Source organism: Pseudomonas sp. 5Vm1k, assembly GCF_056161485.1.
The window spans coordinates 126,649-141,573 of sequence record NZ_JBSPCZ010000009.1 but is presented as its reverse complement, the minus strand read 5'-3'; the positions used below and the strand labels follow the sequence as shown (position 1 = coordinate 141,573).

Here is a 14,925-nt window from a genome sequence, read left to right as displayed (position 1 = left end):
GCATACGGCACAGATTAAATGTGGGAGCGGGCTTGCTCGCGAAGGCGTCTTAACAGGCGCCGCGACTAATCAAGGCTTTTTTGATCGTTCCCACGCTCTGCGTGGGAACAATCATCACTGGATCAAGGCTTTTTCTTACGCGGCCCAGTGTTAAACACCGGCACTTTGCGCACAGGCTTGATCGAAGGCTCCACCGCCGAAGCATCCCCGCTCTCAACCCACTTACCCAAGTTGCGTTTACCGCCACCGGAGGTCTTTGGCTTCTTCGGTTTCTTCGGCTTCTTCACCACCTGGCCACTGGAATCGGTATCCGGTACCCGATGCTCAGGCTCGAAATCCTGTTCCGTCTGGCGGGTCAATGTCTGACGGGTCAACATCTCGATGGCGGACAGCTGATTCACTTCATCCGCACACACCAGGGAAATTGCCTCACCGGTGGCACCCGCACGACCGGTACGACCGATGCGGTGAATGTAGTCCTCAGCCACGATCGGCAGGTCAAAGTTGACCACCAACGGCAGATCTTCAATGTCCAGACCACGGGCCGCGACGTCAGTGGCGACCAGAATCTGTATTTCACTGGCCTTGAACCGATCCAGCGCGCGCTGACGGATTGCCTGGGGTTTGTCGCCATGGATACCGTCGGCGTTGATGCCCAGGCCCTGGAGTTTTTCCACCAGCGCGTCCACGCCGTTACGGGTCTTGGCGAACACCAGCACCTGTTTCCACTTGCCCTTGCGCAGCAAATGAATGAACAGCTCCGGCTTGCGCTTCTTGTCCACCACCACAACCCATTGCTTGACGGTGTTGGCCGCCACATTGCGCGGGCTGACTTCGATGCTCAGCGGATCGTTGAGCATTTGCCCGGCCAGCAAGCGGATCGCATCGGAGAAGGTCGCCGAGAACAGCAGCGTTTGACGTTGCTTCGGCAGTACGCGGTAAATGTTCCCCAGCTCTTCGGAGAAGCCCAGATCGAGCATACGATCGGCTTCATCAAGGATCAGGGTTTGCAGCTGATTGAACTTGAGCGCTTTCTGGCGATACAGGTCAAGCAAACGACCCGGGGTCGCCACCAACACGTCGACACCTTTGCGCAGCTTCATCATCTGCGGGTTGATGCTGACGCCGCCGTACACCGCGTAAGTGCTCAGCGGCAGGTTCTCGGCGTACTGACGCACGGCTTCGTGAACCTGTTCGGCCAGTTCGCGGGTCGGCACCAGGATCAGCGCGCGCACCGAGTTGGAGGCAACTTTCGGCCCTTCCATGGCCAGCAACTGCAGCAGCGGCAGCGCGAAACCGGCAGTCTTGCCGGTGCCAGTCTGGGCCGCAGCCATCAAGTCGCGACCGGCCAGCACCGCCGGAATGGCTTGCGCCTGGACCGGCGTAGGCGTCTGGTAGCCGAGCGTCTCAAGAGAGCGCAGCAAAGGTTCGATCAGGCCAAGGGAGGCGAAAGTCATGGGATTACCGTAGGAAAAATCAGAGCGGATATGCGATGGCGCGCAGTTTACCCTAATTCACACGGGATTCTGTCGGCGCTGCCACCACAGGTCGTTCAGGCCTCCGACGCCACTGCGGCAAGCCGATCAACACCACGGCGCTGATGATCACCGCCATGGCAACCGCCTCTTCAATACCGATGGTCTCGCCAACAAACACGATCCCCAGCAACACCGCCACCGCCGGGTTGACGTAGGCATAACTGGTGGCCGCCGCCGGACGCACATTTTTCAACAGGTACATGTAGGCGTTGAAGGCGATGATCGAACCGAAGCCGATCAGGTAGGCCAACGCAGCCCAGCCTTCCATCGGCGGCAGACTGTCCAGGTGTTCGCCGCTGACCGTACTGCCAATCAGCAACACCACGCCGCCCACCAACATTTCCACAGCACTGGCCATCGCGCCTTGAGGCAACGGCAAGTGCTTGCTCCACACCGAGCCGAAGGCCCAGGTCGCGGCGGCAAACACCAACAATGCCGCGCCCAACGGGCTCGATTGCAGGTTGGAGCCGAGGTTAAGCATGGCGATGCCGATCAGCCCGAGCACAATCCCGGCCCATTCGAGACGGGTATTACGCGCGCCCCAGAAATATCCGCAGAGCAAGGTAAACAACGGCACCGTCGCCACCGCCAACGCGGCAACTCCGGACGCCACCCCGGTGTGTTCGGCCACGCTCACCGCGCCGTTGCCGAAACTGAGCAGCAAGATGCCGATGATCCCCGCCGCTTTCCACTGCGCCCAGGTCGGTGCCGGCGCCCCACGCCAGCGCAGGAACGCGTACATCAGCGTCCCGGCAATCACAAAACGTATGCCGCCGAGCATCAACGGCGGCCAGTACTGCACGCCGATGCGAATGACCAGATAGGTCGAACCCCAAATCACATACAACGCGAAGAATGCGGCGATCAACGGTAAGGGGAAGCGACGTAAGCCAGGCATTGGGTAGCTCGTAGGCAAGACAAGGAGAGTGGATATTCTAGAAAGGCCAACGGCTAAAAATAAGTTACAAAACCTGTTTATAGCGCCGGTACACTTTTCAAAGCACGGACATAAACGCGATAAACCGTGCTTTCGAAAGTCATGTCATTTTCAGGAATCCCCACGATGGACAAGTACGACCGCATGCTCCTCAGCGCCCTGTTGGAAAACGGTCGAGCGTCCTACGCCGAACTGGCGCGCAAAGTGAATCTCTCCGCCCCGGCCGTGGCCGAGCGCGTGGCCAAGCTTGAGGCATCCGGGGTCATCACCGGTTACCAGGCGACGGTCGACATGTCCAAGATTGGCCTGCCGATCCAGTGCGTGATCGAACTGCGCCTGAACCAGCACGGCAACCAGAAAACCTACGACGATTTGATCAAAATCCCGCAATTGACTGAGTGCCATCGGGTGACCGGTGATCCGTGCGTGATCATGCAAGCGGCGGTGGGGTCGATGCCGGAGCTGGAAGAGTTGATCAATCGCATTGCCAAGTTTGGCTTCAGCAAGACATCGATTGTGCTGTCGAGCGCGATAGAAAAGCGGGTGCCGTTGGGGCAGTTGGAAGGAAACGGCAAATAGCGATCCCGTAGGAGCTGTCGAGTGAAACGAGGCTGCGATCTTTTGATCTTGTTTTTAAAGAGCAAATTCAAAAGATCGCAGCCTCGTTTCACTCGACAGCTCCTACAGGGGCTCAGCGGTGCTGTCAGAATCCGCGAACGCCGCTATATCCGGCGCCTAGCAAACACGGCATATCTTCTGTCCGCCAATGCAGCAGGCCGCAGGAGATCCAATGTGGGAGCGGGCTTGCTCGCGAAGGCGGTCTGTCAGTCACATAGATGTTGGATGTGCCGACGCCTTCGCGAGCAAGCCCGCTCCCACAGGGGATTTGTGTTGTGCCAGGGGATTGTTGGGGTGTCAGTCAGAACCCGCGATGGCGTTTCAGGTGTTCGTTGATCTTCGCCGCCGGCACTTTCTGCAAGCTGACCAGCAGATCATGCGACAACTCACGCAACCCATGCTGCTGGCGCAGTTGCTCTGCCAAGTGCGTCGTCAGGTTGGCGGCCATTTCCGCATCCGCCATGGCCCGGTGAGCCTTGCCGGTGTTGGGCAGACTGGCGAAAGTGGTGAGCGTCCCGAGTTTGTGATTCGGCGCAGCAGGCATCAACCGACGGGCCAATAACAGCGAACACGCAAAGTTCTGTAACCGCGTACGCTTGATCCGGCCCAGTTCAAAATCCCAGAACTTCTGGTCGAACGCGGCGTTGTGAGCCAGCAACGGTGTGATCCCGACGAACTCGTTCACCTCGTTCATCACCTGCTCGGCCGACGGCGCGGTGCGCAGCATGGCGTTGCTGATGCCGGTGAGTTGTTCGATGAAGGCCGGCACGCGCACGCCAGCGTTCATCAGGCTTTGGTAACGCTCGACGATGCGCCCCTGTTCAAGGATCACCACGGCAATTTCCGTGGCCCGGCAGCTGCTGCTCGGGGAGATCCCGGTGGTTTCAAAGTCGATGACTGCTATGCGTTCCAAACCTGTTTCAACTCCGTAAAAATCAATTCTTGAGCAACAACGCGCCTTCAATCGGCACGTAGCGACTGGCGGCGCGGATCAGCGAGTTGGCGGTCAAACCCGGCACGCCGTAAGCCACCGCTTGCACGCCGTGCTTGCTGATGATGCGCTCCAGCAACATATCGAAATCACCGTCGCCGGAGGCCAGCACCACTTCGTCGACATGGTCGGCGGCGTCCATGATGTCGAGGGTGATGCCCACGTCCCAATCGCCTTTGGCCGAGCCATCGCTGCGCTGGATGTACGGCTTGAGCTTCACGATAAAGCCGAGGTTGCGCAGGATCTGCTGGAACTGCTGCTGCTTGCTGTCACCACGATCGATGGCGTAGGCATACGCCTCGACAATTTCGCCCTGTTTGCTGATGTCAGCCCACAGCGCGGCATAGTTGAAGTGGCAACCATAGGCCTGACGCACGGTGTAATAGAGGTTTTGAACGTCGGCGAACACTGCGATTTTCTTCATCGCATTTCCCTCATGGCGCACAGGCGCAGGCTTGAATCCGGCACTAGGCCCGAAAAGTCGCCCAGTATGCCAGCCTGAAGGATTGTTCCGCGAATAATCGGCCCGGGGCGTTTGTACACCCCGGACGAGTGGTGGGTCAGACGAAGGAATCGTCGTCATCGCCGCCGAAGAACGATGAGCTGTCATCGCTGTAGTCAGCGTCAGTGAAATTGCCTTGGTCGTTGGAATCGTTACCGGCCACGTTCTGGTCGTTATTCCAGTCGTTGCCGCTGTGGTCGTTGACCTGGGCCGGCTCTTCCTTGATGACTTCGACGATTTCCTGCGGCTGCTGATGGCCGCGGAACAGGCTGCTGATGCCCTCTGCCAGCATCACGCCACCGGCCACGCCGGCTGCGGTTTTCAGTGCGCCACCGAGGAAGCCGCTACCGACCGGTGCCTGCTGTTGTGGCGCGTAGTTTTGTTGCGGGGCGCCGTAATTCTGTTGCGGCGCACCGAAGTTCTGCTGTGGTGGTTGCGAATTGAACGACGGCCGAGCCGGTTCACGCCAGCCACCGGTTGAGGGTGGCGGGCTTTGCGTCGGCGCAGACTGCGAATCGCGGGAGCCGCCGCCGAAGATACTCGACAGGAAGCCGCCGCTGCTTGGGGCCGGCGCGGAAGCCTTGACCTGTTGCAATTCAGCCTGCAATTGCTGGATTTGCTGGGCTTGCTGCTTGTTCTGTTCGTCGAGGCTTTTGATCGCAGCCTCTTGCACCAGAATCGCCTGGGTCATGAAATAGCCCGCGGCGGGCTGGCGAGTCAGATGCTCCTTGATCCGCGCCTCGGCCTGGGCGTCACGCGGGGCTGAATCCGTTTCGGCCTGTTGCAGCCGGGAAAACAGTCCATCGATCAGGGTTTGTTCTTCGCTGTTCATGGCGACCTCGTAGATTGCCGGGAATATCGTTGCCCTCATCCACGGTGGATAAGGTGCCTATCAGTTATGGGGCTGATACAGGATGTTTCAATGCTCTTTACCGAACGTTTACGTTTGCGCCCCCCAGCGCTTCATCGGTTAAAGTGAGCGACTGCTTTTAACCTGCGATACCGACTGATGAATCCGTTCGATGTGCTGCGTGACTCCTTGTATTTCTTCAAGCGCAATCTGGGCCAGATCGTGCAGCTGTGCCTGCCGTTGGTCATTCTCGAAGCGTTCTTGCAACAACTGGTGGATAACAGCACCGGACCGGACGATTTTCCCGGTTACAGCGTCATCGTCGGATTGCTGGTGTATCCGCTGTACACCGCTGCACTGATTCTGTTTCTCGACGCGCGCAGCCGTGGCGAATCGCCGCGCATCCGCGACCTGCTCGCCACTTCCGCTTCCCTGTGGCCGCGCTTCGCCCTGCTCACGGCCCTCAATACGCTGCTGATTCTGCTGGGCCTGGCGTTATATTTCCTGCCGGGCATCTGGCTGATGGTGACGCTGGCATTCGCCGAGTACCTGCTGGTGCTGCGGGGCCTGTCCCCGCTGGCGGCGATGAAGGAAAGCCTGCGCCTGACCCGCGGCCATTTCCTGCGCATCCTGGTGTGTATTCTGGCGGTGATGGCGCCACTGTGGTTGCTCAAAGGTGCCAGCCTGGAGATCTACCCGGAGCCACAGAACCCGGTGCTCGGCCTGCTGATCGACAGCGCCCACAGCTTCCTCCAACTGTTCACCAGCGTGGTGCTGTTTCGCCTGTTCATGTTGATCAGTGAAGTGACCGACAAAAACGACAGACCTGCCTGACCGCTCTACCCTTGGGCGCGGGTGCCGCTCTCGGGTATGCTCGGGGTCATCTTTGTAACGCTATAAGCCGAGCCAATGACCCGTCTACTGCGCTACACCCTGCTGGGCTTGCTGATTATCCTAGGGCTCGTCGCCGTGCTGATCTACAGCGCGACCTGGCGGCCCGACGCCAAGGAAGTGTTGCCGGTCAGTTGCAACGCCAAGGCTCCGACCCTGGTGCCCGGCCAAGCCTTGAAGGTGATGACCTGGAACGTCCAGTACTTGGCGGGCAAACGCTATGTGTTCTGGAACGACCTGGCCCAGGGTGACGACGAAAGCCCCACGCTCGAAGACATGGCCTTCAGCCTCGATGAAGTGGCGCGGGTGATTCGCGACGAGCAACCGGACATCGTGCTGCTGCAAGAACTCGATGACGGGGCCAAGGCCAGCGATTATCAGGATCAGCTCAAGCTGTTGCAGGAGCGGGTCGCCGACCTTTATCCCTGCAGCGCTCACGCCTTCGACTGGAAAGCCGACTTCGTTCCTGAACCGCATATCTTCGGCAGCGTCGGCCGGCAACTGGCAACCCTGAGCCGTTATCAGGTCGAACATGCCGAGCGCCTGCAATTACCCGTGGCGTCCGCCAATTTCATCAGCCGTCAGTTCAAGCCGAAGAACGCCTTGTTGGTGACCTATCTGCCGTTGAGCGATGGCGGGCAGATCGCGGTGCTCAACACCCATCTGGACCGCGTCCGCCAACCCGACGATACCTTGCAAGCGCAGGTAACCGCAGTGGCCAAGGTCCTCGACAAGTACGAAAGCCGTGGCACACCGTGGTTGATTGGTGGGGATTTCAATCTCTTGCCGCTGGGCCAGTACCGACGCCTGCCCGCCGAGCAACGCACGCCCTACTCCGCCGACAGCGCCCTGCATGTGCTGTGGGATAAATACCCGATGATCCCCACTAACGATGAAGCCAGCGGTGTCAATCGGGCGCAGTGGCTGACCCATTACCCGAACGACCCAGGCTTGAACGGCCCGGACCGGACTGTTGACTACTTGTTCTACAGCCCGCGGATCAAACGCGTCGAGGCTTCGGTAAGGCAGGACGACACGTTGCGAATTTCCGATCATCTGCCGGTGATTGCGCGGTTTTTACTGCCCGCTGCGCCGTGAAACGATCTGGCTGATAACGCCAATGGCAATGGCCACAACGATGAGTGCAGCGGCGACAGCAAACGTCGTCCGCATCCCCATCGCAATAGCCTCAGGCGTGGCTCGCAAAATGTCGGCACTCGCCGATCCTAGCGCGAACACGGCGCCCATCACCGAGGCGCCAGTGATAAGTCCCAGATTGCGCGACAGGCCGAGCAAACCGGAAATGACACCGCGCTGTTCCGGCTGAATGTTGGTCATGACGGCCGTATTGTTGGCCGCTTGAAACAGCGCATACCCGGCGGTGATGACTGCCAGCGGGAGGATGTAACCCAACACGCCGACACTTATTGGCACGACGGGCAGGATCAGAGAACCCGCCGCCATGGCCATGAGGCCGATGATGCTTGATCGATACGACCCCAGTTTGTCGACCATCCGGCCTGCCGGCACACCCGTCAATGCAGCGACCAGCGGACCGGTCGACATCACGAGCCCAACACTCGCGGCGTTCAGCTCCAACGCGCCGCAAAGATAAAACGGCCCCACCACCATTGTCGCCATGACAACGGTGGTCACCAGGGTGCTCGTGGCGAAACCGCCGCTCAGCACAGGATTGCGAAACATCGCCAATTTGACCAAGGGCGACGACGTGGTTTTTTCGACGAACACAAACACATACACGCCAAGCAACGCAACCAACAGCAGCGCCGTATTAAGCAGGCCGAAATGACCGCGCCCGAGGGTCATTGCGAGGGCATAGGCCAGGAGCGTCAGAACCAGCACCAGTGTGCCGAGAGGGTCGAAGCCTCTTCGATCGGCCTTCACCTCCCGACGATCAACCGGCAAAAATCGATACGCGAGCCATATCGCCAGAACACCCAACGGTACATTGATCAGAAAAATGGCCTGCCAACCGACACTGGTGATCAGCACACCGCCGACGCTGGGACCAAGGCAGGTGCCAATCGCCGACATCGTGCCCAGCACACCCATGGCGCTGCCCACCTTTTCCTTGGCAACCGCCTCCCCCACAAACGCCATGGTCAGCGCCATCATGATGGCTGCGCCGGCCCCTTGTAAGGCCCGGGCGGCAATCAGCAACCCGAGAGCAGGCGCAACGGCGCAGAGGATCGAGGCGGCCGAGAACAGAGAAATCCCGATCAACAACAGACGTCGACGGCCGATGAGGTCACCGAGCCGTCCAACGCTGACGATCAGTGCGGTAATGGTCAGCAGGTAGGCAAGGACCACCCACTGGACGTCCTGGAAGGAAGCTGAGAACGACGCGGCCAATGTGGGTAAACCGACATTGGCGATGCTGGTGCCGAGCGAGGACAACAGCATCGACAATGAAAGGCTGGCCAGCGCACCTCGAGCCGAAGGTGCCTTTGCTGCTGCAATTTCCATGATGGACGTAGGGCTGGTCTTCATTGTCTGAGGACTCCGGGAATGGGCTTGTCCACAGGCTAAGCCCCTGCCTACTATGGCGGAAGGCGCACCGTTTGCACTTTATCCGTGCACCCGACGCCACCTATGAGAAGGACGCCCGCATGTCGCTACCCGATCTGAATTTACTGATCACGCTGGATGTATTGCTAGCGGAAGGCAGTGTGGCGCGCGCGGCCCGGCGCTTGCGGCTGAGCCCATCGGCCATGAGTCGGGCACTGGCGCGCTTGCGTGAGACGACCGGTGACCCACTGTTGGTCAGGGCTGGCCGGGGCCTGGTCCCCACGCCCCGTGCACTGGAACTGCGAGAGCGCGTCGGCGTACTGGTGCAGGAGGCGCTGACCATGCTGCGCCCTACCGAACAACTCGAACTCAACCAACTCGTTCGAACCTTCACACTGCGGACCAGTGATGGCTTCGTTGAGAATTTCGGGCCACGGCTTATCGCTCGCCTTCTTGAGGAGGCGCCTCATGCACGGCTGAACTTCGTACAAAAATTGAACAAGGACAGCACCCTGCTGCGCAACGCGATGGTCGATCTGGAAACGGGAGTGATCGGTGAATCGACCAGCCCGGAGATACGCACCCAGATGCTGTTCCGGGACCAATTCACTGGCGTTGTGCGCAGGGGGCACGCGCTGAGCAAAGGCGAGATAACCGCGGCCCGTTATGCGGCAGAAAAGCACATCCTCGTTTCGCGCCGCGGAGACAATAAAGGCGCCATGGATGACGCCCTGGCCCTGCTGGGGCTGGAGCGAGAAATCATCACCGTCGTGGGTGGTTTCTCCGCTGCACTGGCTCTCGCGCGGGCTTCAGACCTGGTCGCGACCGTACCGGAACGGCACGTCGGAAACCTCTGCGACGGCATGCATCGCTTTGCCCTTCCGTTCCCGACGCCTCAGATCACGGTGTCCATGCTCTGGCATCCCCGGATGGATGCGGACCCTGCGCATCGCTGGTTACGGGGATGCATCCGGGAGGTATGCAGTCAGTAGGAATCTGCTTAAGGTTTGCGCGGTTTAATCCGCGCCGTCGCTTCAGCCACCAACGGATCATCCGGCCAGTAGTGCTTGGGATAGCGCCCCTTCAAATCCTTCTTCACCTCGGCGTAGGTGCTGCGCCAGAAGTTCGCCAGGTCCTGAGTCACCTGCACCGGCCGCCGCGCCGGGGACAGCAAATGCAGCTTGACCACTTGCCGGCCGCCGGCAATGCGCGGGGTTTCGGCCAGGCCGAACAGCTCCTGCAAACGCACCGCCAGAATCGGCGGTTGCTCGCTGTAATCCAGCCGGATCGATGACCCGGACGGCACGCTCAAATGGTGCGGCGCCAGTTCGTCCAGCCGTTGCGGCAATGGCCACGGCAACAGGTTATGCACAATGCTCGACAGGTCCAGACTGGCGAAGTGACTGAGCCGCGAGACTTTCCCCAGGTACGGCATCAACCAATGCTCAAGACTTTTGAGTAGCGCGGCGTCGCTGACATCCGGCCATTCACTTTCACCTTTGGCGCCCAGGTCCAACTGGCGCAACAACGCGACTCGCGCTTGCCACTGACGCAGCTCCGGGGTCCACGGCAACAGCTCCAGGCCTTTGCGTCGCACCAGATTCACCAGTGCCTGGCTGCGCGCGGTTTCGTCGAGCCCGGTCAAAGGTTCGCGGCTGAGGATCAACTCACCGACCTTGCGCTGACGCTCGGCCCGCAATACGCCTTCGCGCTCGTCCCAATCCAGTTGATCGACGCAACGCACCTGCTCGGCCAGGACTGAATCGAACAGCGTCGGATCGAAATCCGCCGCCAGGTAAATCCGTTCTTCGCGCTGGCCTTGGCGACTGCCGAGGTCGGCGATCACCAGCCAGGGCTGCTTCATCAAACTGTCGGCCTCGGCGAACAATGCTGCCCGGCCATTGGCCAGACGATATTCCGCGCCACCGGCCCGGCGCTGTTGCGCAACCCGATCCGGATAAGCCAACGCCAGCAGCGCCCCGAGCCAGCGCGGATGCTCGGGATCGCTGACCGGCTCTGAGGCTTTACCGCGCAAGTAACCACGATACTGCCGCGCCAGTTGCCGGGCCCGTTGCACGCCACCCTGGGCACCGCGAGCGGCGCGCTCTTCGCCGGATAGCAGCACCAATCGGCTGTGCAAATCGGCGCCGGCGCCGCGCAAAATGTCGCGCTCGCCCAGCAGCGCCGCGACATCGCACGCCATGTCCGCCAACCCCAATGCCTGGCCGCGCAACAGCAAATGCCCGATACGAGGATGCGCCGGCAGCTCGGCCATGGCCTGGCCGTGACGGGTCAACGCTTCGCCGTCCAGTGCACCGAGGCGTTCGAGCAGATCCTGAGCCTGTGCATAAGCGGCGACGGGCGGCACGTCGAGCCACACCAGTTGGCCCGGTGTTACGCCCCAACGACCGAGTTGCAACGCCAGCCCGGCGAGGTCCGCCGAAAGAATTTCCGCACTGGCATACGCCGCCAGTTGTTCATGCTGATCCTGCGACCACAGGCGATAACACACACCCGGCTCCAAGCGCCCTGCCCGGCCGGCACGTTGTGTGGCGCTGGCGCGGGAGATGCGCTGGGTGTCCAGACGAGTCATGCCGCTGCCCGGGTCGAAACGCGGCACCCGCGCCAACCCGGCGTCGATCACCACGCGCACGCCATCGATGGTCAGGCTGGTCTCGGCGATGTTGGTGGCCAACACCACTTTGCGCTTGCCGGCAGGTGCCGGATCAATCGCGGCGCGTTGCGCGGCCAGGTCGAGTTCGCCGTGCAATGGGCAAAGCAGAACCTGCGTGCTCTCGCCCAGCGCATCGATCAATTGCTGATGCACGCGACGGATTTCCGCCTGCCCCGGCAGGAACACCAACACGCTGCCGGTTTCATCGTTCAAGGCTTCGAGGATGGTTTGCACCACGCGCGGCTCGATAAATTCACCGGGCTGAAACGGTCGGCCCCAGCGCATCGCCACCGGGTACATGCGCCCTTCGCTGCGCAGGATTGGCGCATCATCGAGCAACCCGGCCAGGCGTTCGCCTTCCAGCGTTGCAGACATCAAGAGGATTTTCAGTGGCTGATCTTCGCGGAACAGCTCTCGGCCATTGAGGCTCAGGGCCAGCGCCAGATCCGCGTCGAGGCTGCGCTCGTGGAATTCGTCGAAGATCAGCAAGCCCACGCCATCCAGCGCGGGATCATCCTGCAAGCGCCGGGTCAGGATACCTTCGGTGACCACTTCAATGCGGGTGTTGGGGCCGACTTTGCTGTCGAGGCGAATCCGATAGCCGACGGTTTCCCCAACCTTCTCGCCCAGCTCACTGGCCAAACGCTCCGCCGCCGCACGCGCCGCCAAGCGACGGGGTTCCAGCATCAGAATCGTTTGCCCGGCCAGCCACGGCTCGTGGAGCAAGGCCAACGGCACACGGGTGGTTTTACCGGCACCGGGCGGTGCTTCGAGCACGGCTTCATGGCGTGTCGCCAAGGCTTCACGCAGGGCGGGTAAAACTTCATCGATCGGCAAAGAAATCATGCTGGCTCCCAAACAGAGCCGCGAGTATAACGGCGAACTGTCTGGCGTTAATCACAGTCCTAATTCATATAGACGCCCATTCGTTTTCAAATGACCCAGGAGATTTCATATGCGTATCCCCTTTCGCCTGATTGGCGGTGTTCTGGTCGCTACCCTGCTGACCCAGGTGACCGCCTGCGGTTCGATTTTCTACCCTGACCGTCGCGGTCAGATTGATGGCAAGGTCGACCCGGCCATCGCGGTGCTCGATGCCGTGGGCCTGCTGTTCTACATCGTTCCCGGCCTGATCGCGTTTGCCGTCGACTTCGCCACGGGCGCAATTTATTTCGAGCCGGGCAAGACTGCCCAGGTGGCGCCGGAAAAACTCAAGGAAGCGATCGGCCCGGACGGCCAGGTCGATAACCGCAAGCTGCAGACTATTCTGGAAACCGAACTGGGCCGCAGCTTCCCGCTGGACGACCCACGCCTGATCCAGCACAAGGGCAGCACCCAGCAACTGGCCATGTTCGGCCTGCAACCTGCCGCGTAAATCCGTGCACTTAAAGGAACTGCCGCACCTATGACCACCAGCCTCGAACACGCTCGCCTGCTACGGCTGGCGACCCGCGCCTCCGTGGCGGTGGCCTGCACGTTAATCATCGCCAAAGCCATTGCCTGGTGGTTGAGCGGTTCGGTGAGCATGCTCGCCGGGCTGACCGACTCGGCACTCGACGGCATCACCTCGCTGCTTAACCTGCTGGCGGTGCATTACGCCTTGCGCCCGGCCGATGACGATCATCGTTACGGCCACGGCAAGGCAGAGTCACTGTCGGGCATGGCCCAGGCGCTGTTCATCGGTGGCAGTGCGGTGTTGATTGCCTTTCAGGCGTTCGATCGGTTGAAGCATCCGGAACCGGTGGGTGCGCCGTGGATCAGTATCGGAGTGATCGTTTTCTCACTCGCACTGACCCTCGCGTTACTGACGCTGCAACACCGGGTGATCCGCGAAACGGGCTCCAATGCCGTGCGCGCCGACTCCCTGCATTACCGCTCCGACATGATGCTCAATGGAAGCATCCTGGTGGCGCTGGTGCTGGCCGGGTTCGGCTGGCATTCGCTGGATGCCTGGTTCGGTCTGGGGATTGCGGTGTACATCCTCTGGAGCGCGGTGCAGATCGCCCGGGAGAGTTTTGCGGTGCTGATGGATGAAGAGCTGCCGCCGGATGTCAGCCAGCACATGCTGGAACTCGCCTGCGGTGTGCCTGGAGTATTGGGCGCGCATGATTTGCGCACGCGGATTTCCGGCAACCACTGGTTCGTGCAGTTGCACCTGGAGTTGCCGGGGGAATTGACCCTGTCAGTTGCGCATGGCATCAGCGATCAAGCCGCCGATGCGATTCACGCCGCTTACCCGCGAGCCGAAGTGCTGGTGCACGCCGACCCGCAGGAAGTGGTGCTGGCGGCCAAGGCCTAGAAGGACACCTGATAACCGCGGCTGCTCAAGCAGTTGCCCTGGGCCTGACGGTAGGCTTGCACGACTGAAGGATCAGGCTGGTACGTCGCGGTTTGTGGATTGAAGCCACTCTGCTGCACCGCGTATTGCGAGCACTCGTAACCATCCTGAGCGACTTGCTCCGGCGATTGACCGTTGGCGGGATACGCCGTCACGTCGATGCCGTTGCTGGTCGGTTGCGGTTGCGGAGCGCCGACTGGCGGCTCGACCACGACATAATCCTGAGTGCTTTCTTCGTAGGCGTAGTAAGAGCCTGCCGCAAGGAACAGCAGCGCACCGCCGATCCACACTTCTCGTGCGTAATCGGGCATGTAGTGCACGCGAATCCCGCGCGGCGGCTGCACCACCACATAACGCGGACCTTGCGGGCGATACCAATAGCCGCCGGAGAAGAAGTAATCCTGGCCACGGTATGGCACGCGGAAGTTGCGGTCCGGGAAGCGATCGATCATCTGGCCGGGACGGTACTGCGGGCCAGGGCCCCATCCATTACCGTGCCCATTCGGGCGACCTGCCCAGCGATGGTCATCGGGGCGCTGGCCTTGGTTGCCGTTCTGCCAGTGCTGGTTGTTATCGTTGCGCCGCGGTATGTCCTGATAGTTACCGTACCGAGGTTCCTGGGTCTGGCGCACGGTGTCGGGCCGGCCCTGGATTGGCAGGCTATTGGCCGGTAATTGTGGCGGTGGTGGCGCAGGTCGAACTTGTGTGTTGGCGTCGTGAGGCTGGCGGTTCTGCCATTGGCCGCCGTTCTGGTTCTGGCCGTTGTGCTCGAACTGGTGACTGTTTTCGCCACGAATGATTTCGTTGTTCTGCGGACGCGGTTGATTCTGCTGCGGATTGTTTTGAGGCCGCGGCTGGTTCTGCTGCGGATTATTCTGCGGACGAGGCTGATTCTGATTATTGCCACCATGGCCCTGATTATTCCCCTGATGCTCCGGCCCACGCTGCCCGCCATTAGGGTTGCGACTTTCCTGATCATCGGCGAGCGATTGCGCGCTGACACTTACACACAGCAAACCAACACCGGCCAAACGCCAGATGCGCGACTTCATGCTCT

General features: G+C 60.8%; 14 protein-coding genes. 6 read left to right on the top strand and 8 right to left on the bottom strand.

Going from position 1 to position 14,925, the window contains the following annotated elements; translation table 11 throughout:
* Nucleotides 1-122: 122 nt before the first annotated feature.
* Nucleotides 123-1,457 carry a DEAD/DEAH box helicase gene (locus ACWIKB_RS19030; protein ID WP_475268808.1) on the bottom strand — a complete coding sequence of 445 codons (1,335 nt, stop codon included), beginning with the start codon at nucleotides 1,455-1,457 and terminating at the stop codon, nucleotides 123-125.
* 52 nt (nucleotides 1,458-1,509) lie between these two features.
* Nucleotides 1,510-2,436, bottom strand: coding sequence for a drug/metabolite exporter YedA (gene yedA, locus ACWIKB_RS19025; RefSeq protein ID WP_475268806.1), 927 nt, complete (start codon nucleotides 2,434-2,436; stop codon nucleotides 1,510-1,512).
* A gap of 165 nt (nucleotides 2,437-2,601) precedes the next feature.
* Here yedA and ACWIKB_RS19020 point away from each other — a divergent pair, with 165 nt between their 5' ends.
* Nucleotides 2,602-3,054, top strand: a complete 453-nt coding sequence (locus ACWIKB_RS19020; RefSeq protein ID WP_475268804.1) for an Lrp/AsnC family transcriptional regulator — start codon at nucleotides 2,602-2,604, stop codon at nucleotides 3,052-3,054.
* Between the two features lie 340 nt (nucleotides 3,055-3,394).
* Here the strand turns inward: ACWIKB_RS19020 and ACWIKB_RS19015 are convergent, their stop codons facing one another.
* The 3 genes from ACWIKB_RS19015 to ACWIKB_RS19005 form a co-directional block, all read right to left on the bottom strand.
* Nucleotides 3,395-4,006, bottom strand: coding sequence for a 3'-5' exonuclease (locus ACWIKB_RS19015; protein WP_054052626.1), 612 nt, complete (start codon nucleotides 4,004-4,006; stop codon nucleotides 3,395-3,397).
* 22 nt (nucleotides 4,007-4,028) lie between these two features.
* Nucleotides 4,029-4,508 (bottom strand): LabA-like NYN domain-containing protein, encoded by a 480-nt coding sequence (locus ACWIKB_RS19010; protein WP_054052625.1) that lies wholly within the window; start codon nucleotides 4,506-4,508, stop codon nucleotides 4,029-4,031.
* Between the two features lie 136 nt (nucleotides 4,509-4,644).
* Nucleotides 4,645-5,418, bottom strand: a complete 774-nt coding sequence (locus tag ACWIKB_RS19005; RefSeq protein ID WP_475268801.1) for a DUF2076 domain-containing protein — start codon at nucleotides 5,416-5,418, stop codon at nucleotides 4,645-4,647.
* A gap of 177 nt (nucleotides 5,419-5,595) precedes the next feature.
* On the opposite strand from ACWIKB_RS19005, the gene ACWIKB_RS19000 reads away from it, so the two are divergent.
* Together ACWIKB_RS19000 and ACWIKB_RS18995 are read left to right on the top strand one after the other, a co-directional pair.
* Nucleotides 5,596-6,270 carry a YciC family protein gene (locus tag ACWIKB_RS19000; RefSeq protein ID WP_475268799.1) on the top strand — a complete coding sequence of 225 codons (675 nt, stop codon included), beginning with the start codon at nucleotides 5,596-5,598 and terminating at the stop codon, nucleotides 6,268-6,270.
* 75 nt (nucleotides 6,271-6,345) lie between these two features.
* Complete coding sequence (locus ACWIKB_RS18995) at nucleotides 6,346-7,425, top strand: endonuclease/exonuclease/phosphatase family protein (RefSeq protein WP_475268797.1); 1,080 nt, start codon at nucleotides 6,346-6,348, stop codon at nucleotides 7,423-7,425.
* Here ACWIKB_RS18995 and ACWIKB_RS18990 read toward each other — a convergent pair.
* Nucleotides 7,405-8,838 carry an MFS transporter gene (locus tag ACWIKB_RS18990; RefSeq protein ID WP_475268795.1) on the bottom strand — a complete coding sequence of 478 codons (1,434 nt, stop codon included), beginning with the start codon at nucleotides 8,836-8,838 and terminating at the stop codon, nucleotides 7,405-7,407. The two genes, ACWIKB_RS18995 and ACWIKB_RS18990, sit on opposite strands and share 21 nt — an antisense overlap.
* A 119-nt stretch (nucleotides 8,839-8,957) precedes the next feature.
* On the opposite strand from ACWIKB_RS18990, the gene ACWIKB_RS18985 reads away from it, so the two are divergent.
* Nucleotides 8,958-9,848 carry a LysR family transcriptional regulator gene (locus ACWIKB_RS18985; RefSeq protein ID WP_475268941.1) on the top strand — a complete coding sequence of 297 codons (891 nt, stop codon included), beginning with the start codon at nucleotides 8,958-8,960 and terminating at the stop codon, nucleotides 9,846-9,848.
* An 8-nt stretch (nucleotides 9,849-9,856) separates the two neighbouring features.
* Here the strand turns inward: ACWIKB_RS18985 and hrpB are convergent, their stop codons facing one another.
* Nucleotides 9,857-12,376, bottom strand: a complete 2,520-nt coding sequence (hrpB, locus tag ACWIKB_RS18980) for an ATP-dependent helicase HrpB (RefSeq protein WP_475268793.1) — start codon at nucleotides 12,374-12,376, stop codon at nucleotides 9,857-9,859.
* 109 nt (nucleotides 12,377-12,485) lie between these two features.
* Between hrpB and ACWIKB_RS18975 the strand changes: the two genes are divergently transcribed.
* Nucleotides 12,486-12,905 (top strand): polyribonucleotide nucleotidyltransferase, encoded by a 420-nt coding sequence (locus tag ACWIKB_RS18975; protein WP_475268791.1) that lies wholly within the window; start codon nucleotides 12,486-12,488, stop codon nucleotides 12,903-12,905.
* Nucleotides 12,906-12,935: 30 nt separating this feature from the next.
* A complete protein-coding gene (locus ACWIKB_RS18970; protein WP_475268789.1) occupies nucleotides 12,936-13,829 on the top strand; it encodes a cation diffusion facilitator family transporter in 894 nt (297 codons plus the stop codon).
* Here the strand turns inward: ACWIKB_RS18970 and ACWIKB_RS18965 are convergent.
* Nucleotides 13,826-14,920: a DUF6515 family protein gene (locus tag ACWIKB_RS18965; RefSeq protein WP_475268787.1), complete on the bottom strand. Its 1,095-nt coding sequence runs from the start codon at nucleotides 14,918-14,920 to the stop codon at nucleotides 13,826-13,828. The genes ACWIKB_RS18970 and ACWIKB_RS18965 overlap by 4 nt on opposite strands.
* Between the last annotated feature and the right edge of the window lie 5 nt (nucleotides 14,921-14,925).